The sequence below is a fragment of the Bradyrhizobium sp. Leo170 genome (genome assembly GCF_004296405.1).
Classification (GTDB): Bacteria; Pseudomonadota; Alphaproteobacteria; order Rhizobiales; family Xanthobacteraceae; genus Bradyrhizobium.
This window is the reverse complement of record NZ_PSRR01000136.1, coordinates 1-19,935: the sequence shown is the minus strand read 5'-3', so window position 1 is coordinate 19,935 and position 19,935 is coordinate 1. Positions and strand designations below refer to the sequence as shown.

Below are 19,935 nucleotides of genomic sequence, written 5' to 3'. Positions count from 1 at the left end.
TTGCACCAACCGTGGATGGTGGGCACGCTGCGCTTTGCCCACCCTACAGCTTCGCGGACTCAGGATGAGGGTCAGTCAACTATGCCGTCGCTAGCCGCCCTGATCAAACGCCTTGCGCAAGGCGACGTAGCCCTGCTGCTGCTGGGTCCAGTTGCGGCCGCCGGTGATGGCGCCGTCGACGACGAGGTCGTGGCCGTTGATGAAGGAGGATTCGTCGCTGGCGAGGAACACGGCGGCATGCGCGATGTCGTCGGGCAGGCCGGCGCGCGGGATCGGCTGGGCGCTCTTGTAGACCTCGCGCATGACAGCCGGCGTCTTCTCCGCGGCGTCGGTCGACAATCCCAGCGCCTTGCCGAAGATGCCGGTTGCGATCGCGCCGGGCGAGATCGAATTGACGCGAATGCCGGACTCGCCGAGCTCCATCGCCACGCATTTGGTCAGATGGATCACCGCGGCCTTTGCCGCGCCATAGACCACCGAGGACGAGAATCCGGCAAGCCGCCCGGCAATGCTGCCATTGTTGATGATGCTGCCGGAGCCCTGCTTCTTCATGTGCGGCGCGACATGCTTCATGCCGAGCATGACGCTGCGCACCAGCGTTGCCATCGCGGCATCGAAACGGTCGACCTCCAATCCCTCGATGCCGCCGGTCTGCGCCGGACCGCCGGCATTGTTGAAGAGGCAGTCGACCTTACCGAATTTTTCCAGCGTCAGCGCGATCAGCGCCTTCATCTGCTCTTCCACGGTGACGTCGGTCTGGCGGAAGATGCAGTTGGCGCCAAGCGCCTTGGCCAAGGCTTCGCCTTCGGCGATGCGGCGCCCGGCGATGACGACCTTCGCACCCTTGGCGACGAAAACCTCCGCCGTGCGCAGGCCGATGCCGCTCGTGGCGCCCGTGATCACCGCGACCTTGCCGTCTAACCGTCCCATGTCATTACCTCTTAAGCTGTCAGTCGAATTCAATGGAGTGGGATATTCCTGCCACAGGCGGAACAAGGCAAGCGGACTGTTCGGTGAACAACGCAGCCGGCTGTGGCCCGCGGCCCTCTGCCGGCCACAAATCGCGGCTTACCCGTCGGTTCGGCCTTATTTTGGATTCGCTGATCACCTGAAGTGACAAAGCCATGAAGAGATTGATCGACGAGTTCAGGTGCGGCTGGCGCGGGGACGCCCCGCCGTCGCTCGCGCTCGGCCTCGGCTTTGCGATCATCTGCCTGGCGCTCGCGACGTCGGCCCGCTGGGGTCTGTCCCAGCTTCGCCCCGACGTGTTCTTCACTCCATACTTTCCGGCGGTGTTCTTCGCCGGCGCCTTCGGTGGCTTGCGCATCGGAATCCTGACCGCGCTTGCAGGCGGCCTGCTCGGCCTCGCCCTCAATTTCGGCAGCACGGTCACCGATCCGACGCGGATCGTGCTGCTCTTGATGTTCTGGGCGGTCTGCGGCCTCACGATCTGGGGCGTCGAGCACTACCGCTCGATCGTCGCCGAGCAGCAGCGGATCGCCAAACGCCTGATCGGCGAGCAGGACTACCGCAAGCTCGTGGTCGACGAATTGCAGCACCGGCTGAAGAACAAGTCCTCAACCATTCACGCGGTGCTGCACCAGGCGCTGCAGGACCAGCCGCAGATCTGGAGTCGCATCGATCACCGCATCCGCGCGCTGTCGGCGACCGACGACCTGATCGCAAAGGTCGACGGCAACGGATGCGATATCCAGGACCTCCTGATCTCCGAACTTGGTCCCTACGGCCATGTCCGGTTCAACCTGAACGGCGATCGTCTGTTTCTGCCGGCCAAGCTGGCGGTGAGCCTGGCGTTGATCTTTCATGAGCTCGCCACCAATGCCGGCAAGTATGGCGCGTTTTCCTCCGCGCGCGGCTTCCTGCAGGTATCATGGTCGGTGTCCGACGATCGCCTCACCATCACCTGGGACGAGACCGAGGGGCCGGTCGTGGAGAAGATCGGCGAGCCGGGTTTCGGCACCAGGCTTTTGAAATCGGCGCTGAGACCATTCGACGGCAAGACCGACGTCAGCTATCTCAAGACCGGTATTCACTGTACCATGCAGTGCCGTATTCCCACGGCTTGATCGCGCTTTTTCGCGCTTCGCTCCGAAGCGAAGGCGAAACGAAAGACAGCCGCAAGCACTCGATGATCGGGTTGACGCTCTGTTAATGACGATTGAGGTGGCGCCTGTTGAAATCTCCTATCGACACAGATGTCGCGGTTTTTCTCAGTTCCACTTAACCAAAACTACAAGGGACTTTGCCAAGTTCGCGCGCATGCACAGTCCCATAAAGCACGACTTTCAGATGGCCACGGCGGCGGCCACGAATGAGAGCGAACTCCATTCCGAATTGCGGATTCTGCGTGATGTCGTCAGGTTGTTGCCTGCGGGCGTCACGGTCCAGGACGAGCAGGGCGACTTCCTTGTCGTCAACGATGCGGCCGCGGCGCGCTTCCAACTGGCAAGCGATGCAATGGCCTCGCAATTGGACGAGCGCCGCGAGACCTGTCTCGAATTGCTACGGAACGGCCGCTCCGCGGTGCTGGAGGAAGCGGTTGCTTCCGGCGCGGCCAAGCAGGTGTTCCTCACCGCGCATCGGCCGGTGCGGATCGCCGACCGTAATCTCTTGCTGTCGACCTCCGCCGACATCACCGAGCAGAAGGCGTTCGAGGACCAGCTATTCCGTTCCGCCTATTATGACGAGCTGACCGCGTTGCCGACGCGCCGGGTGATCGAGCACCGCGTCAACAGCCTGCTGTACCGTGATGATGCAGACAGCCATTTCGCGCTCGCCTTCCTCGACATCGATAATTTCAAGCACATCAACGACTATTACGGCCACGCCATCGGCGACGCGCTGCTGGTGGAGATGACCCGGCGGCTCAGCCTGTCCTTACGCGAAACCGACATCCTGTCGCGCATCTCCGGCGACGAATTCCTGCTGCTGCTCAATCCGATCCAGACCGAGCAGGAGGTCGCCGACTACATCGAATTCATGCTGCAGCGGTTGAAGGCGCCGTTCTTCATCGACCAGTCGGAGATCTTCGCCTCCACCTCGATCGGCGTGAGCCTTTATCCCGAGCATGGCCGAAGCTACGACGAGCTGCGCCAGAACGCCGATATCGCGATGTATCGGGTCAAGCACAGCGGCAAGGGTGCTGCGGCCTTCTTCGACGCCAGCATGGAAGTCGAGGCCATCGCGCGGATGAAGATCGAGCAGTCGCTACGGCTCGCGATCCTGGAGAAGCGCTTCTGCTGCGCCTTCCAGGCCAAGGTCGATCTCAGGACGCAGGAGGTCAAGGGCATCGAGGCGCTGGTGCGGCTGCGCGACAATGAGGGCGTGATCCAGGCGCCCGGCACTTTCGTCAACCTCGCCGTCGAGCTCGGGCTGATCGACGAACTGACCCATCTGGTGCTGGCGGAGATCGTGAGATCGATCGACCTGATCAACAACACCTTTGGTCCCGACGCTTCCATCAGCATCAATGTCGCGGCCAAGCAGGCCGCCAATCCCGAATTCATGCGCCCGTTCGCCCGCGCGCTCGAGGAGACGGGATACCCGAGGCGCTTCATGATCGAGGTGACGGAAGATGCTTTCGTCACCAAATCGCATTTCCAGGAGGAGATCCTGCCGATACTGCGCGGGATCGGCGTCGGGATCTCGATCGACGATTTCGGCATCGGCTATTCGTCGCTGTCGGCGCTCGCCGACATCACCGCCGACGAGATCAAGATCGATCGCTCCTTCATCACCGACATCCATAAGCGCCCGCGCAGCCAGGGCATCCTGCGAGCGATCGAATCCTTGAGCGAGGCGCTCGGCATGACCGTGATCGCGGAAGGCATCGAATCCTACGAGGAGCTGGCCTACCTGCAGGCTGCGACCAAGATCCGCTACGCCCAGGGCTACTACTTCTCGAGACCGATCTTCCTGGACGACCTCAAGCCGTCGATGCCGCTGACGAGCGAAGCGCGGGCTCACCTGGCGAGCCGGGCGATGGAGGAGGCACGTCCGGCTTACACCCGAACGAGCAGGTATCGGCGCTGAGGACCGGGACCCCACAACCATCGCGAGGAAATACTGCAAGACCCCAATTAAGCGTTGAGTAACCGGATTTCCTAACCGCTTGTGGCAATTTTGCGTTGTATCCCTGCCTCCCGGGAATTCGGGAATGCGCAATCCTTCAAATCACATCCATAGGATCATCCTTCGCGCGAAGGTCTTCCGCCGCCACTTCGCCGCGACGATCCGCGGCCCGGTGCTGTGGCTGACGCTCTGCGGCGGATTGCTGGTGACCGCGATCTTTGCCGGCACCATCCTGATGGTCGGCCAATTCCGTGAGCGCGCCCTGCACAACAGCGAGCGCGAACTGGAAAACACGGTGCTGATGCTGACGCGCCATTTCGACCAGCAGTTCGAAGACTCCGCGGCGATCGCTTCCGACCTGATCTCACAATTGCGGATTCCGGAGCTCGCCTCGCCGGAAGCGTTCAAGGAACGGATGTCGACCGCCGAAGTGCACCACGTGCTGAAATCGAAGGGCCTGTCCTATCTCGGCGACGTCTCGCTGTTCGACACCGACGGGCAGATCATCAACTGGTCCGGACCGCTGCCGGCGCCGAAGCTCGACATATCCGAGCGCGCCTACTTCAAGAGCTTCAAATCCAATCCGACGACGGAGACCGTTCTCGCCGAAGCAGTCCGCAGCTATCGCAACGGCAAACTCAATACCGTGATCGCCCACCGCCTGACCGGGCACAACGGAATCTTTCTCGGGATCATGACACGGCGGATCGATCCCGCGAACTATGAGAAGTTCTTTGCTTCCTTCGCTCCAGGCGCGAGCGCGACCATCAGCCTATTTCACGCCGACGGCACCTTGCTCGCCCGTCATCCGCGCATCGATGAGATGATCGGACGGAATTTCGCCTCCGCCCCGCTGATGCGAGAGGTGCTGGCGAAGGGAGGCCAGCATACCCTACGCATCGAAAGCCCGGTCGATGGAATGAAGCGGCTGGGCTCGGCGGCGCGGCTGGGCCATTTCCCGGCGGTCGTGGTCGCAACCAATTCGATCGCCGCGGCACTTGCAGACTGGCGTGCGCAGACCAAATTCCTGATCGTCGCCGCAGCGCTCGCCGCCCTGGTGGTCGCAGGCGTGCTGTTCCTGATCACCCGCGAGATCAACAAGCAAAACCGCCACGCGCGGCAACGGCTGAAGGCGGAGCGGCAACGGCTCGACACCGCGCTGAACAACATGATCCAGGGGCTGGTGCAGTACGACGCCGCCGGCCGCATCGTGACCTTCAACCGTCGCTATCTCGACATGTTCCAGCTCTCGACCGACATCGTGAAGCCGGGATGCCACTTCCGCGACCTGATGCGGCACCGCCAGGCGAACGGACTTTTCGACGGCGACGTCGACGAATTCTGCACCTCCGTCATGAACAATATCGCGCAGGGCCGGGTTGATCGCAGCCTGGCAGGCAGCGCGGACGGCCGCTGGTTTTCCGCCGTCAGCACGCCACTCAAGCACGGCGGGTGGATCACCACCATCGAGGACATCACCGAGCGCTGCAGGCTGGAGCAGGAGCGCGACCGGAACTACGCGTTCCTGCGCGAGATCATCGATCACATCCCCTCGCAGATCACGGTCAAAGATGCGCACGACCGGCGCTATCTCTTGGTCAACCGTGTTGCCGAGGAGAAGTTCGGCATCTCACGCGACCTGATCGTCGGCAAGACCGCATTCGATGTCTTTCCGGCCGCCGCCGCCCGAATCATCACCTCAGACGACGAAAGGCTGCTGGGGTCCACCGACGGCTTCTACAGGGATGAACACCTCTGGAAGACCCAGGCGAAAGGCGAACGCTACATCACCTCGAAACGCATCGGCATACGCGATCAGGCCGGCACGACGCACTACATCATCAACGTCGTCGAGGATGTAACCGAACGCAAGCTCGCGAACGAAAGGATCACCTATCTTGCGCATTACGATGCGCTGACCGACCTGCCGAACCGCGTGCTGTTCCGTGCGCAGATCGCGCGCGAGCTCGAAAGGGCAATGCGCGGTGAACGGTTCGCATTGCTTTACATCGATATCGACGAGTTCAAGGCCATCAACGACTCGCTCGGCCATCATATCGGCGACGAATTGCTGAAGACGGTGGCCGCACGGATCAAGGCCTGCCTCAAACCCAGCGACCTGATCGCCCGGCTTGGCGGCGACGAGTTCGCCGTGATCCAGACCGCCGTTGATGCAACGTCCGACGTCGCGGAATTCGTGACGCGGATCCATGGCGCGATCCGACAACCTTGCGACTGCCTCGGGCATCATCTTTCCACCGACGCCAGCATTGGCATCGCGCTGGCGCCGCAGGACGGCACGGAGTTGGACCAGCTCATCAAGCACGCGGATCTGGCGATGTATGCCGCCAAAGCGGGCGGGCGCCGGACCCATCGCTTCTTCGAGCCGGCGATGGATGAAAGCGCCCAGGCCCGCCTCACCATGGAGCAGGACCTGCGGCAAGCCAGGTGGAAGGCGGTTTCGAGATCCACTACCAGCCGCTTTTGGACTTGAGAACCAATCAGGTGGCGGGCTGCGAGGCGCTGTTGCGCTGGCGTCATCCGGAGCGCGGCATGGTCTCTCCCGCCGAATTCATTCCGGTGGCAGAAGATACCGGAATGATCAACGAGCTCGGCGATTGGGTGCTGCGCACGGCCTGCACGGAAGCGGCCACCTGGCCGTCTCACATCCGGCTCGCCGTCAACGTCTCGCCGGTCCAGCTCAAATGCGAAACGCTGGCGTTGCGGATCACGGGCGCGCTCACCGCCTCCGGTCTCGCGCCCGGCCGGCTGGAGATCGAGATCACGGAGGCGGTGCTGATCAGGGACGATGAAGCCGCGCTCGCGATCCTGCACCAGCTCCGCGCCATCGGCGTGCGCATCGCGTTGGACGATTTCGGCACCGGCTATTCCTCCCTGAGCTACCTGAAGCGGTTTTCGTTCGACAAGATCAAGATCGACCGGTGCTTCGTCAGCGACATCGAGGTCGACGGTTCCTCTGCCATCGTGCAGGCGGTGGTGAATATCGCCGCGTCGCGCAACATGACCACCGCGGCCGAAGGTGTCGAAACCGAACAGCAGCGAAAACTATTGCGCGAACTGGGCTGCACGCAGATGCAGGGCTTCCTGTTCAGCGCACCGAAGCCGGCATCGGAGATCAGGCGATTGCTCGAAGTGGACCAGGCGACGGCACGGGTTCTGGCCTAGAGCTTCGGTCCTGATGGAAACAGACCGAAGCTCTAGATTCTTATTTTGACGCGTTTTCTTCACGCGAACCGGTGTCCACTTCGCTCGAAAACGCTCTAAGCCAGCGCGACCGCCGATCGGGCGGCTATCTTGCGCGACGACGATGGCGTACAAATATGGGGGGCGAGGCCGGCCACGAGGCAATCTGGCCACCAGGCAATGACGAGTGAACCCATGTCTCCTCTTTCCATCCTCCTCAATGTGCTCTGGATCCTGATCGGCGGCGCGTGGATGGCGTTTGGCTGGCTTGTCGCCGCAATTATCATGGCGATCACGATCATCGGCCTGCCCTGGGCGCGCGCGGCTTTCAACATCGCCGTCTATACCCTGCTGCCGTTCGGCTCGCGGGCGGTGCGCCGTGACGAAATCACCGGCGCGAGCGACGTCGGGACCGGCGCGTTCGGGCTGATCGGCAATGTGATCTGGTTCGTGCTCGCGGGCTGGTGGCTTGCGCTCGGTCACCTGCTCACGGCGATCATCTGGGCAGTCACCATCATCGGCCTGCCCTTCGCCTGGGCGCATCTCAAGCTTGCCGGCATCGCGCTGTGGCCGATCGGCAAGACGATCGTGCCGGCCTGAGTTACGCCATCAGGCGGCCGCGATTGTTCTCCGCGAGGATCGGACGGATCAGCCTCCCGAAGCGCTCGGCCTCTTCCTCATGCAGATAGCCTGACAGGCAGAAGGAATGGCAGCCGGCATCGATGAATTGCTGCAGCATATCGGCGCACTGGGCGGGATTGCCGACCACGGCAATGCCGGCGCCAGGCCGGACCTTGGTGATGCCGGTCCACAGATGTGGCAACAGCAGATCGCCATGCTCGCGCGCAATCTGCTGCACCCGTTGATTGGCGACTGAATTGTTGTAGAGCGTCTTCATCTCCTGCTTCTGCCGTTCGGTGGCGTGACGCACCAGATGATCAGCCGCCTCCCACGCATCCGCTTCGTTCTCGCGGCAGATCACCTGCAGCCGCATGCCGAAGCCGATCTCCTGCTCGCGGCCGTGGCTGCGCGCCAGCGCCCTGATCTCGGTGATGTTCTGCGCGATGCGTTCCGGCAGGTCGCCCCAGAACAGATGCACATCGGAATGTTTCGCCGATAATTCCCACGCCTGCCGCGAGCCGCCGCCGAGATAGAATTTCGGAAACGGCTGTTGCAGCGGCCGCGGCCGGATATGCGCACCCGACAGCGTGTGGAACCTGCCGTCGAAATGCACCGGTCCGCGCGTGCCCCACAGCGCCTTCAGGATCGAGACCTCCTCGTCCATCAGCGCATACCGCTCTTCTTTGGCGTAGCTGATACCCTCGGCTTCGACCTCGCTCTCGTTCTGGCCCGCGATCAGGTTGATACAGATGCGCCCGCCCGACATCTGGTCGAAGGTCGAGATCATCTTGGCTAGCAGCACCGGATTGATATAGCCGGGACGCGCCGCGATCAGCGGCTTGATCTTCGACGACCGCGCCGCCATGAAGGCGCCCGTGATCCAGGCCTCCCAGCACACCGAGCCGACCGGGATCAGCAAATATTCAAAGCCCGCCGCTTCGGCGGCCTGCACCACCCGCTCGCAGAGTTCCGGCGAGCCCGCCACCTGGGCTTCCATCAGCCCATAGGCCGTGGTGTCGCCATGTGTCGGCAAATACCAGCCAAATTCGAGCGGACGCATGACGAATCTCCCTGGGCAGACGGCGCTTTTCGCGCGGTTCTACACCCAGTTTACAGCGTGCACCCGGCCGGACAATCGCTCTCAAGACCGTTGCCGATCAGGGACCAATCAGCTAAATGAACCGTCAGGCACCCGTAGCTCAGCTGGATAGAGCGTTGCCCTCCGAAGGCTCGTGTCAAGCGCTTTTGGATAACGAAGGAGATTGAGACCACTAGGAAAATCAATGCCTTGTTCGACAGATTCATTTTGCTCGGAGGCCTCGAAAATCTCGCGTAAGCGTCGCGTAAGCAAGCTCGGGTGCGGTGTAGCGAGGCGGCGACGGGGCCAGCGTAGCGACGGTGCGCAAATCGCTGTGGAATGGATCGGAGATGCGATTGAAATTTGATATGACGGTGCTCCGTTGACCTGGGTCGGTCGCGGAGACTAGGTGAAGTTCAAGGGCACCCGTAGCTCAGCTGGATAGAGTGACGGCCTCCGAAGCCGTAGGTCACAGGTTCGAATCCTGTCGGGTGCGCCAACCTACTTGTTGAGACGGCTGGCCGAAATGCAGAGGGCCGTCTGACTCTGACGCAAGCCCTGTAAGGATCGCCGTAGCGAGAATCTGTAAGTCCAAGTCCCGCCCCCGCAACTGAGAATTAGCAAGTCAGCTCAATGGGAGCAAAATCCAGCGGGTTTTAGCGTAGCGCCGGAGCGAGGTGTTTCGCTGCTGTCGCTCGCAGAACCCAAGCAATCACTGATTCTTGCGATCAGTTGATCGCGCCATTCCTCGAATGGCGCGACTGCCTTCTGTTGTCCTTTCTGCCAGTATCGGACGTCTGCCTCGTAAGGCCCCGGCACGGGCATTGGCGATCGCGGCCAAGACGGCGAGACCGATGGGCGTTGCCGACGCTGAGCGTTATCGATGTTATGCCGGAGGCGACGCACTGCAGGACATCGCCGCGCTGTTTGAGGCGCGGTGGCGCCGCCTCTCGTCACGCCGGCTCGGGCATGCTCATCGCAATCTGCTGTACGTCGGGAAGCCGGACGATACGACCGCCGGCGCCCCAATTTCCGTCCCCGATCTCCACCAGGTGTGTCCAGATGCGGCGAACGCCGTCGACCGCGGCCAGCGCGGGGCTGATCGCTGTCAGCACGTTGTAAGAGACCGCCGCCATCGTCGCGCGGCGCTCGTCGTCCAGTGCGCCCTCGGGCACCCGGATCTCGACGATCGCGCTCGGTCCTGCGTCGAAGCGTCCACCGACCGACCAGGCGCCTGCCGGTATCTCGTCGAGCAGCAAGGCGCTGATCGCGCGGAAGCCAGGGGTGTCATGCCCGCCGGTTTCGACTTTCATGACCTCGACGGTCAGACGCTCGGCGACTGCGGCCTTTTGCTCATCATCGAGAAGGCCCGCCGGCAGGGTCACTTTAATGAGGGGCATCATAGAATCTCCATTTTGCTTTCTTAATGAAAGCTATCTTCGCTTGATAACTTGTGTTACGCAAGCTATTTTTGTCGCATGTCCCGAAATCGCCTCGACCATTTGCCTTGTTCCCTTGCCCGCGCGCTCGATGAAGCCGGGGACTGGTGGACATTCCTGATCGTTCGCGACCTGTTGCGTGGCATTAACTCCTTCGATGGCTTCCAGTCGTCATTGGGGATAGCCAGCAACATTCTCAGCCGACGGCTGGTCAAGCTTTGCGACGACGGGATACTCTCGAAGCGGAAGGACGCATCCGACGGGCGCCGGATGCGGTATGCGCTGACGCCGAAAGGCGAGGCCCTCGCGCCGTCGCTGATCGCGTTGATGCAGTGGGGAGACGAGTGGATTAGTGGACGTGGCCGCGAACCCGTAATTCTCGCCGACAAACGCACGGGCGGACAGCTAGAGCCGATCCGCATCCGTGCGGATGGCGCGGACGTGCCGGCCGGCGAGATCGAGTTCCGGCGCGGACCGGGCTTGGCTTAAGGGTGGAGCGTAGCCGATCGAAGACGGCAGCCGCGCGCTGGACCGTTTCATGACGGCCGGCCTTGCGTCAGTCCCGGGTGAACGCCACGCCTTAAGCCCTGCTCATACGCGATTCGCTGCAGAAGATCTTCAAGCAGCTCCTGCTCCTCGACCGAGAGCGCGCTCAGCAACTCCCTTTTGTGCTCCTGCGCCTGTTTTGCGATGGCCTCGAGTTGGGCCTGACCCGCTCCCGTCAAGGTGATCCGATGGGACCGACGATCCTGCTCGTCGCGCACGCGCATTACAAATTCGCGCCGTTCGAGCTCGTCCGCCATTGCCACGAGCCGGCTCGCCGGCATGCCGATGGCTTCCGCCAACTCCCGCTGACTTGATCCCGGATTGCGCGCCAGGAAGCGCAACACGCCGACCAGTGCCGGCGTGAGATCGAGAGACTGCATTCTGGCCGCGAATTTCGATGCCGCATGTGCTCCCAGCTGCGCCAGCAGGAAGGCGGCCCCATCGCGGGCGGTATCCCTTGGATGATTCCCTTCAGCGACCATCTTGCACCTATCCGTTAAACGTTGTAACGGTTACATTATGTAATCATTACTGCAGGGATCTACCATGCCGAATGTGGCTCCGGCTGTCATCCGCGATCAATCGCCGCCTCCGATGATGCTGGGTATCATCTACGCCCTGCTCTTCAACGCCGGACTCCTCGCGGTCAGCCCCTTATTCGCGGCGGGGTCTTTCCCGGCGCCTTCGTCGACCGCCGCCCAGATCGTCGCATTTTTCCGGGCGAACGGAGGGCCGCTGACCATCACGTCAGCGCTGCAGTTCGGGTCGGCGATCCCTCTCGGGTTGTATACGGCGGCGGTCGCAAACAGACTTCGATTCCTCGGCGTACGCGCCGCGGGGGTCAACATCGCCCTGTTCGGCGGCTGGACGACAGCGGCTCTGATGCTCTTCGCCACATCGGTGATGTGGGCCACGGCGTCGGTCGCTTCGACGGCTAGTGATGAATTGATCCTGGCCCTTTACCGCCTTCAGATGGCTCTGGGCGGCCCCGGGTTTTCGGTGCCTTTCGGCCTTCTCATTGCAGGCATCGCTGTGACCGGCGGCCTGTCCGGAAAGCTTCCGAAATGGTTCGCCATCCTGGGTGTCTTGCTGGCGCTCATTGGTGAGCTGAGCTGGCTGTTCTTGATGACGCCCAATGCGCTGCCCTTGATCCCCCTGGTTCGCTTCCCCGGGTTCCCCTGGCTGATCGCCGCAGCCTGGCTGCTTCCAAACACGCGCGCGGTCGAGCTCGCGCCCTCCCACCACTGACGCCTTCGCGTCCATCCCAAACCGCACGCTGAGAAGGAATCTCCAATGACCGAGCTTGCCATTGCTCACGCTTCGGGCCGCCTTGATGGGAAAGTCGCAGTGCTGATTGGTGCAAGTCGCGGCATCGGCGCCCAAACCGCTAAGGTTCTCTCACGTTCGGGCGCCAAGGTGGTTGTGGCAGCTCGCGACGAGCATGCGCTTGCGAGCGTTGTTGCGGAGATCCAGGCCGCGGGGGGCGAGGTGCGCTCCATGACGGTGGATGTCGGTGATGAGCAGTCCGTCGAGCGCCTCGTTCAATATACCGTCGATCAGTTTGGGCGGCTCGATATCGCATTCAATAACGCGACCGATGGGCCGAGCCCGAAACCCCTGGCCGACATGAGTGTCGACGAATTCGACCGGGCCATTCGGACCAACATCCGCGGCACGTTTCTCGGCATGAAGTTTCAGGTCCCAGCCATGCTGGCAAGCGGGGGTGGCTCCATCATCAACATGGCGTCGGTCGCGGGCGTCCAGGGCGTGGCCAACCTCGCGGGCTATGTCACCGGCAAAGCCGGTATCATAGCGCTGACCAAGGTTGCGGCGTTGGATTATGCCGACCAGGGCATTCGCGTGAACGTACTCGCGCCGGGGCCGATCCTCACCCACCACCTCGAGGCGGCCGGCGAGCAGGCGCAACGTCAGGCCGCCATGGCGACTCCGATGCGACGCCTGGGCACGTCCGACGAAGTCGCCAGGACGATCCTGTGGTTGGGTTCCGATGATAGCCGCTTCATCACGGGTGCGACTATTCCGATCGACGGCGGACAGTTGGCCGGAAACAAGCCTGAGCACATGTACCGGCAGGGCCAAAGAATGCCGGACGCGAAATGAGGAGGGAGTCGCAGGTGCAGGAGTCGTGGAAACCGGAACTAGCCGTGGACAGGCGATCAAACAAGGCGATGATTGTAGTCTGTCACCCGGCCCCCGATAGCTTCAATCACGCACTTGCCAATGAAATTCAGAGGGCTTGGTCGGACGCCGGCTTCGACGTCAGGCTTCGCGACCTCTATGTTGAAGGCTTTGATCCCATCATCACGGCCGCCGAGGCTCGTGGCGCAGGGTCGCTCGATCCGGTAGTGACGGAGCATATCCAAGAGTTGCTCTCAAGCGAGCTGCTGGCCCTCATACACCCGAACTGCTGGGGCGCGCCGCCCGCCATGATGAAGGGATGGATTGATCGGGTTTTCGCACCTCAGGCGGCATACACCTTCCCCAAGGGAGAGGACACAGGAGACGAGCCAATCGGCTTGCTCGCTACCCGGGCTGCTCTCGTCCTCAACACCGGCAATACGTTGCCGGATCGGGAACGAGAGCATTTCGGCGATCCGCTAGACCGCATGTGGCGACAATGCATTCTCGCCTACTGTGGGGTCCGTAAGGTCGAACGTCGCCTCTTTGGTGTGGTTGCAACTAGCACGGCTGCTGACCGGGACGCCTGGCTAGCCGAAGCACGTCAACTCGCACACGATCTGTGCTAAGCTCGGTCACTCGCCGCCTAGCGTGGGTATCGGGTACCAAGCGTCGCCTGCACCAGATTGTTCTCGTCCTGGCTGGTGCCGGCCTCCGCGCCGACGCTGAGCCCGAGCTTCGTCCGACAGCATCAGGATTTCCGCGGCGTAGGCCTCAACGTTTGAGCTGCCGGCGTTAGCGCCAGGCCGGGCTTCGAACGCGCGAACAAGGCAGTACCAAGCTCGGTCTCAAAGTGACTGGAGCTGATCACTCACGCTGGATTGAGCGAGGTGGATTTCCTCGGCCGCGCGGGTGATATTTCGGTTCCGTGCTACCGCGAGGAATGTCTTGAGTAATCTTGGATGCATAAGAATGTTTTCCGTCGACAGACTACCGCTTCAGGTTACCGGGCTTGCTTGCCTACGCGTTGTCGGCCATCGCGCTGGCCATTGGCGACCATTCCGGAATTACAGGAAGCAGAAATATCTCGTGAAGCGCGTCGAGCACTCCTGAAGCAGAGAGCATTTCCTTTCGCACCTCCCCGTCGATGGGTCGGACGGTCAGCTTGTTTCGGAGCAACGTGTAGCGCGCTTCAAAAGCGGTCCGGGCCACGATCAGATCTCGCCGGAAGCCGACTGACGGGTGAGTAGAGGTAAACCAGTTGGCCACGACATAATCAATTTCCGCCGGAGCTCCGAGTGAGAGATCATAGACCGGGGTCCAGGTCTCGCCGATCAAGATTTGCAGGAGGCACCCCTCAGCGCTTGGATCGATGCGAAAAGTATCGTGACGTAAGCGTTGGGGTTGAGTCTCGGCGAGACGCAGGGGAGTCGTCGGGACACAAGTGCCGAAACCAACGTCAACGAGCCACGATTCCTCATCTACGAACACCCGCAATGCCATGTGCGATCGCGAAGGTAGTGTCGCCGCTGGGGGGCTCATCCAATAAACCCTGCCGAGCAAGCCAGTCACGGTGAAGCCGATTGACTCAAGCGCGCGTTTGAAGAGCCCATTCTGTTCGAAGCAATAGCCTCCACGTCGCGCGCGGATCAGCTTGGCATCGACAGCGGCCGGGCTAATGTCCACAGGCCGACCAAGCAGAACCTCGATCGCTTCGAACGTGATAGCCGACGTATGGCATGCTTGAAGCGCGTCGAGCGTCGCCATGGTCGGCGTGCGCGGCCCCGAGTAGCTGATACGCTCACAATAGGCGTCGAGGTCGAAGGCTGAGCGCCGTTTATCCGCATAGTCCATGGTGTCACGCTTCTCGCGGAACTTGTCTGAGCGACGCATAGATCGCGTCACGAACGGCGTCCGGGAAGTTCCCAAGCATGCCTGCCGTCGCGGTGTTCGTCATGATGACGACCGACAACTCAAGCTCCGGATCGACAAACCACGACGAACCGTAGACACCTCCCCACAGCCACGTTCCACGAGACTGTGGAGTGCCCGTTAGCGCCGGGTCGCGCAGGATCGCCCAACCCAAGCTCCATCCCCAACCTGGCGCAAAGGATTGGAGATCCCCGATGGCGATGGTGGTGAGCAGATCGGTCGATGACCTCGATAAGATCGGCGCGCCGCCGGTTCTGATCACTTCCAGGAACTGCAGGAAGTCGGTGGCGGTCCCGCTCATACCAGCACCACCCGATGGATAGGATTCGGGATCGAACATCCGGTCGGGCGCGAACGAAATAGCGCCATTCCAGAAGGGAACAAGATGATGCGCGGTCATGCGCGTCGGCGCAGGCTTGCCATCCGCATAGGCGGCCGCCAACCGATCGCGCTGCTTAATACTGAAGTCGGGCGATTTCAGACCCAGGGGCTGGACCACCAACCGGTCCACGAGTATCGGCAGTGGTGTTCCCGCTGCGCGCACGATAACCTCGCCCAGGACATCCGTTGCTACCGAGTATGACCATGCGCTTCCGGGCTCGGAGGCGAGAGGCACCGAGGCGATGCGTCTCAAATTCTCTTCGATAGACAGCCCAGGCTGGTCGAGGCCGTCGGAGACGTTGGCGCGATGATATGGCCCTCCTTCAACTTCGGACAGACGGTACGTCATCCCCGCGGTGTGCGTCAGAAGGTGGGAGATCGTGATGGTCGGGGTGCTGCCGTCGCGAAGGCGCGGCGCGAAGCCCGGGAGGAACTTGGTGACCGGATCGTCGAGTGAGATGACCTTCTGATCCAGGAGGGCCAATGCGCATGCGCTGACCAGCGGCTTGGTGAGGGACGCCCATCGAAATATCGTTTCTTGAGTGACAGGTACGCTCGCTTCGCGATCAGCGAAGCCTGCGGCACGTTCGTACTCGATTTGGCCAGCCCTTGAGACCAGCACGGCGGCACCGACGAGCGCCTGATCCTGAACGGCATAGTCCAATAGTACGTCGAGGTCACGTTTCAGGTTCTCGGTCGGGACGCTTGTTCGGTCGTGAGTAGAAGCGTGATTCATGATGATCCGTTGGGCTGTGAAGCAAGCTGCTCAGTATCACTTATGAGGGGAGCCAGCTTCCGGAACGCGGGTATACCGGATATCTGAAAATGGATATCATCTGACGCTCAACGGCGCCTGCCGCTCATGCTGGATTCAGGACCACGGTTTGCTCGCCGAGACCGTCGACGATGAAGTCGATCAGTGCTCGCACCCGGGGCGTCGACCTTAGCGAGGCATGGACGCCTAGCCGCACCGGCAGGATGAACTGCGGTCCAGGCGGCTCAAGACGTATAAGGCTTGGCCGTCCGTCCGCTAGGGCGCGGGGAAGCGCTGCAATAGCAGCTCCGTTTTCAGCCACGGACATCTGCGCCCACATGGTGTTCGCTCGCAGGACCGGTCGCGCTTCCGGGGCCAGGCGTTGAAGCCATGCTCCAAGGGTTGCCCTTCCCGGAAGTTCCTGAAGAGTAACAACCCTATGGCCGCTGCATGAAGTGCTGAAATCCGGATGTCCGCATTCGGCCAGATATTTCGGCGATACATAAAGTCCATAGTGAATCTCTGCAACCTTTCGTTCATACAGATCTTCCTGAGAGAAGCTGCCGAAACGAACCGCGAGATCCGCCTCGCGCCGGGAAAGATTGTAGTGGCGTCCATCATTGATGAGTTGGATGTCAACCAACGGATGCGAAACGGTGAAGCGGGCCAAAATGGGCGCTAGGACGTAATCGCCAAGCCAATCGACGCTGGTTACGGTGATCGGGCCTTGCAATCCCGTGTCTCGAGCCGCGAGGCGTCGTTCGACCTCCAATACTTCCTCGTCGATCCTATTGAGCCCGTCTAGCAACGCTCGGCATAGGGGCGTCAGCGAGAGGCCTGTCGGACTTCTATCAAACAGGCGGACCCCCGTTTGTGCTTCGAACGCGTCAAGCCGACGACTTATCGTGGGTTGCGAGGACCCAAGGTGGCGCGCTGCCGCGCTGAGGGATCCGTGCGTGGCGACCGCCAGAACAATCTTCAGATCATCCCATACCATCGCACAACCCCAAGACGACGCTATCCGATCGCGGATAAGATATATCCGTTTTTGAGGAATGTAACTGCCGTTCGCGCGGCGTAATAGGGGATTCCCGGATATGAGTATCTGCTCGAAGCGGGGACCTAGTTGATCGCTCGCAGCAGCGCCGTAACTCGCAGAACGCATCGGAACGAGGCGAGACCGAAGGACCGAGTATGAACCCTATTCGCGCGCTACCAGACCGGGTGGGGCAAATACGGATGCGGCGGACCGAGAAGTGGGAACCGAATGGCAAAGCCCGCAACAGCAATAGAGCCGGTCCGTAGGGCGGGTTCAGCGCTGGACGTGGAGCGCTCGGCGATTGCGGGGCTTATGCGTTGCAACTATTCCTACCTGGGCGGACAATGTGGAAGCGGTGGGTAAGCTCACGCCATGACGGTGGAGTTTAGAGACCTGCGCTGGGCGATTGTCGCGTCTCAACACCGAAGTCTGAGAAAGGCGGCGGAGGAACTCAACGTTCGTCAGTCGACGCTCAGTCGAGGCTTGCGAGATCTCGAACGTAAGTTGGGCGCCATACTTTTCGAGCGCACCAACGGTGGCACGCGGCCGACCATAGAAGGGCAAGAATTCCTCGACGACGCCCGGCGCATCGTGGAAGAAACGGAAGCGATCACCTTACGTCTTAAAACGCGTGCGCGAGGCGAGAGCGGTCGATTGACCATCGGCGTCCACGCCTCACTCTCCGCCGGCAATTTTCGAGCTACCCTTCTCGACCACCGGCACCGCTTCCCCATCGTAGATACTCATTTGGTCGACGGATCGAGCGACCACTTGATCTCCGATCTCGCCAATTCCGCCATCGACGTCGCCTTCGTGGCCGAGGCCAATCCAAGATGGACTGACAAGTCATTGTCGGTATGGAGCGAACGTGTCGTCGTCGCTCTCCCGGAGGAGCATCCGTTGAGCGGCCGCGAAGCGGTTCATTGGAGCGAACTGAGGCGCGAAACGCTTTTGTTACCGCAGCGCGGCCCAGGACCGGAATTCCTGAAGCTTCTCACCAGCAAGGTTGGATGCTCAGACCCCTGCCGTCTACTTCACCATGATGTGGCGCTCGACCGGCTTCTCACCCTGGTTGGCGCGGGCTGGGGTCTCTTGCTGGCGCTGGAAGGTGCAACTGGTGCCGCTTATCCGGGCGTCATCTTTCGTGAGATGCAGGATGCCGACGGTCCGACTCGCCTCAACTTCCGCGCCTATTGGCGGCAGGCAAACTGCAATCCCTCTTTGCGCCCGTTCCTCGATCTGCTTCGAGAGCGCTATCCGGATCTCTCGGCCGGCACTGCGCCAGAGTGAGCAGCATTTCGTCGTGCGTTAACGAAGGCCCGATCGGTTGCCGACGAAGCGCGCGATCAGAGGCCGAGCGCCGGCGTATGAAACAACGCGCCGGTCCCTATTAAAGGCTTTTCACCTCGATCGATCGTGTCTTGCGAAGGTAAAGCGCGGCGCCATTACTCAGGGCGGCGGGAGCGCGCCCAAGAGATCAGGATAGCCGCCGTCTTGCATGTGTTCATGGCAACGGCCTTCTATGGAAGAAGTCGATGAAGGCCCGAAGTTTTGGCAGAACCTGCGATCGAGCCGGGTAGTAGATGCAGAAGCCTGGGCTGGGAGGGCAGGTTCCTTCAAGCGTTCGTTCCAGCCGCGCTTCTTCTAGGAGCGGCCTCACATGCCGGTCCATGAGGTAGGCCAGACCAATTCCTGCAGCTGCGCCTGCCAAAGCCAGCGCTGCGGTGTTGACGATCAGCGGACCATCCACGGCGATCGAAGAGTTTTGATCAATGTTTTGCACCTCCCAGCGATAGAGGCCGCGGGTCATACGAAAATTGATACAGGCATGGTTTGCGAGGTCTTCCGGCCGTGTTGGATGTCCTCGACGAGAGAAATAAATCGGGGCACCTACGATCGAGAACGGCTCGCTGTGGGTCAGCGGCGTTGACACCATGTCGGCTGGGACTTTCTCTCCCAATCGGATTCCTGCGTCGAAACCGTGATCAACGGTGTCCGTCAGCAAGTTGTCGACGAATAACTCCAGCTTGATCTTGGGGTAGCGGCTGCAGAAAGCCCCGAGGCGTGGTTGAATCAGATATTCAGCCGCCGGTTGCGGCAGATTAATTCGAAGCAGTCCCGTCGGCTCGCCACCGAGGCTACTGGCGTTGTCGAGAGCGGCAGCGATCGCGGCAACGGAGGGATCCGCTCCGTCGAAGAGCTGCCGTCCGGCTTCGGTCAACCGGACGGCACGGGTGGTACGGGTGAACAACGGTGCCCCAACGCGAGCCTCCAGGCCTTTGATCGTCAGACTGACGGCCTGCGGCGAAACGGCGAGGTCGGCCGCGGCCGCCGTAAAGCTGCGATGCTCCGCAACAGCGAGGAAAGTAGTGAGTCCGTCCAGGAGGTCTTTGCGCATTATCAATTGTAGCTTGATAACAAGTCACTATAAAGGGGTATTATCATGCTCATGATGCACCGCTACATCATTCGTATGTTCCCTAGGATGCTGAAGGAGAATGACCATGGAGAAACGGCAACTGGGATCTCAGGGCTTGACGGTTTCCGCACTTGGCCTGGGCTGCATGGGCATGAGCGACTTTTACGGGATACGGGACGATGAACAGTCCATCGCGACTATCAATCGAGCGCTCGATCTTGGGCTCACCTTACTCGACACAGCACCGATGTACGGGCCGTTCTTGAATGAAGAGCTGATCGGACGAGCGAT

The 19,935-nt window shown here is 61.3% G+C and carries 18 protein-coding genes, 1 tRNA gene and 2 pseudogenes; 11 read left to right on the top strand and 10 right to left on the bottom strand.

The window, feature by feature from the left end:
- Positions 1–90 precede the first annotated feature (90 nt).
- Positions 91–930 (bottom strand): SDR family NAD(P)-dependent oxidoreductase, encoded by an 840-nt coding sequence (locus tag CWO89_RS22310; protein ID WP_130580897.1) that lies wholly within the window; start codon positions 928–930, stop codon positions 91–93.
- Between the two features lie 194 nt (positions 931–1,124).
- Here CWO89_RS22310 and CWO89_RS22305 point away from each other — a divergent pair, with 194 nt between their 5' ends.
- The 4 genes and pseudogenes from CWO89_RS22305 to CWO89_RS22290 all read left to right on the top strand — a co-directional run bounded on the left by CWO89_RS22305 (position 1,125) and on the right by CWO89_RS22290 (position 7,896).
- Positions 1,125–2,087 carry a sensor histidine kinase gene (locus tag CWO89_RS22305; protein WP_130580896.1) on the top strand — a complete coding sequence of 321 codons (963 nt, stop codon included), beginning with the start codon at positions 1,125–1,127 and terminating at the stop codon, positions 2,085–2,087.
- Positions 2,088–2,310: 223 nt separating this feature from the next.
- Positions 2,311–4,053: a putative bifunctional diguanylate cyclase/phosphodiesterase gene (locus tag CWO89_RS22300; RefSeq protein WP_165421282.1), complete on the top strand. Its 1,743-nt coding sequence runs from the start codon at positions 2,311–2,313 to the stop codon at positions 4,051–4,053.
- Between the two features lie 145 nt (positions 4,054–4,198).
- A pseudogene (locus CWO89_RS22295) lies at positions 4,199–7,278 on the top strand (bifunctional diguanylate cyclase/phosphodiesterase).
- Positions 7,279–7,491: 213 nt separating this feature from the next.
- Entirely contained in the window at positions 7,492–7,896 is a 405-nt protein-coding gene (locus CWO89_RS22290) for a YccF domain-containing protein (RefSeq protein WP_130580894.1), read from the top strand.
- A gap of 1 nt (position 7,897) precedes the next feature.
- Here the strand turns inward: CWO89_RS22290 and CWO89_RS22285 are convergent, their stop codons facing one another.
- Positions 7,898–8,977, bottom strand: a complete 1,080-nt coding sequence (locus CWO89_RS22285) for an LLM class flavin-dependent oxidoreductase (RefSeq protein WP_130580893.1) — start codon at positions 8,975–8,977, stop codon at positions 7,898–7,900.
- Positions 8,978–9,417: 440 nt separating this feature from the next.
- Between CWO89_RS22285 and CWO89_RS22280 the strand changes: the two genes are divergently transcribed.
- Positions 9,418–9,494 (top strand) — tRNA-Arg (locus tag CWO89_RS22280).
- A 454-nt stretch (positions 9,495–9,948) separates the two neighbouring features.
- Here CWO89_RS22280 and CWO89_RS22275 read toward each other — a convergent pair.
- Positions 9,949–10,395, bottom strand: a complete 447-nt coding sequence (locus tag CWO89_RS22275; RefSeq protein ID WP_130580892.1) for a tautomerase family protein — start codon at positions 10,393–10,395, stop codon at positions 9,949–9,951.
- A 78-nt stretch (positions 10,396–10,473) separates the two neighbouring features.
- On the opposite strand from CWO89_RS22275, the gene CWO89_RS22270 reads away from it, so the two are divergent.
- Complete coding sequence (locus CWO89_RS22270; protein WP_130580891.1) at positions 10,474–10,923, top strand: winged helix-turn-helix transcriptional regulator; 450 nt, start codon at positions 10,474–10,476, stop codon at positions 10,921–10,923.
- A 47-nt stretch (positions 10,924–10,970) separates the two neighbouring features.
- Here the strand turns inward: CWO89_RS22270 and CWO89_RS22265 are convergent, their stop codons facing one another.
- Complete coding sequence (locus CWO89_RS22265) at positions 10,971–11,462, bottom strand: MarR family winged helix-turn-helix transcriptional regulator (RefSeq protein ID WP_130580890.1); 492 nt, start codon at positions 11,460–11,462, stop codon at positions 10,971–10,973.
- A 64-nt stretch (positions 11,463–11,526) separates the two neighbouring features.
- Between CWO89_RS22265 and CWO89_RS22260 the strand changes: the two genes are divergently transcribed.
- The 3 genes from CWO89_RS22260 to CWO89_RS22250 are packed head-to-tail and all read left to right on the top strand — an operon-like array spanning position 11,527 to position 13,748.
- Positions 11,527–12,228 carry a hypothetical protein gene (locus tag CWO89_RS22260; protein WP_130580889.1) on the top strand — a complete coding sequence of 234 codons (702 nt, stop codon included), beginning with the start codon at positions 11,527–11,529 and terminating at the stop codon, positions 12,226–12,228.
- 45 nt (positions 12,229–12,273) lie between these two features.
- Entirely contained in the window at positions 12,274–13,101 is an 828-nt protein-coding gene (locus tag CWO89_RS22255; RefSeq protein WP_130580888.1) for an SDR family NAD(P)-dependent oxidoreductase, read from the top strand.
- 14 nt (positions 13,102–13,115) lie between these two features.
- Complete coding sequence (locus tag CWO89_RS22250; protein WP_207234539.1) at positions 13,116–13,748, top strand: NAD(P)H-dependent oxidoreductase; 633 nt, start codon at positions 13,116–13,118, stop codon at positions 13,746–13,748.
- Between the two features lie 219 nt (positions 13,749–13,967).
- On the opposite strand, the gene CWO89_RS49610 is transcribed toward CWO89_RS22250, so the two are convergent.
- The 5 genes and pseudogenes from CWO89_RS49610 to CWO89_RS49605 form a co-directional block, all read right to left on the bottom strand.
- A complete protein-coding gene (locus CWO89_RS49610) occupies positions 13,968–14,087 on the bottom strand; it encodes a helix-turn-helix domain-containing protein (protein WP_502702913.1) in 120 nt (39 codons plus the stop codon).
- A 52-nt stretch (positions 14,088–14,139) separates the two neighbouring features.
- A complete protein-coding gene (locus tag CWO89_RS22240; protein ID WP_130580887.1) occupies positions 14,140–14,973 on the bottom strand; it encodes an arylamine N-acetyltransferase family protein in 834 nt (277 codons plus the stop codon).
- Between the two features lie 4 nt (positions 14,974–14,977).
- On the bottom strand, positions 14,978–16,168 hold the full coding sequence (locus CWO89_RS22235) for a serine hydrolase domain-containing protein (RefSeq protein ID WP_130580886.1): 1,191 nt from the start codon (positions 16,166–16,168) through the stop codon (positions 14,978–14,980).
- A 124-nt stretch (positions 16,169–16,292) separates the two neighbouring features.
- Positions 16,293–16,919: a LysR substrate-binding domain-containing protein gene (locus tag CWO89_RS22230; RefSeq protein ID WP_245476430.1), complete on the bottom strand. Its 627-nt coding sequence runs from the start codon at positions 16,917–16,919 to the stop codon at positions 16,293–16,295.
- 96 nt (positions 16,920–17,015) lie between these two features.
- A pseudogene (locus tag CWO89_RS49605) lies at positions 17,016–17,183 on the bottom strand (helix-turn-helix domain-containing protein); the annotation flags it as partial.
- Positions 17,184–17,597: 414 nt separating this feature from the next.
- On the opposite strand from CWO89_RS49605, the gene CWO89_RS22225 reads away from it, so the two are divergent.
- The gene (locus CWO89_RS22225; protein ID WP_130580884.1) at positions 17,598–18,515 is read left to right on the top strand and encodes a LysR family transcriptional regulator; all 918 of its coding nucleotides are present in this window, start codon (positions 17,598–17,600) and stop codon (positions 18,513–18,515) included.
- Positions 18,516–18,729: 214 nt separating this feature from the next.
- On the opposite strand, the gene CWO89_RS22220 is transcribed toward CWO89_RS22225, so the two are convergent.
- On the bottom strand, positions 18,730–19,623 hold the full coding sequence (locus CWO89_RS22220) for a LysR family transcriptional regulator (RefSeq protein WP_130580883.1): 894 nt from the start codon (positions 19,621–19,623) through the stop codon (positions 18,730–18,732).
- A 106-nt stretch (positions 19,624–19,729) separates the two neighbouring features.
- On the opposite strand from CWO89_RS22220, the gene CWO89_RS22215 reads away from it, so the two are divergent.
- Positions 19,730–19,935: aldo/keto reductase (locus tag CWO89_RS22215; RefSeq protein ID WP_130580882.1), on the top strand; the 206-nt coding region annotated here is incomplete at its 3' end.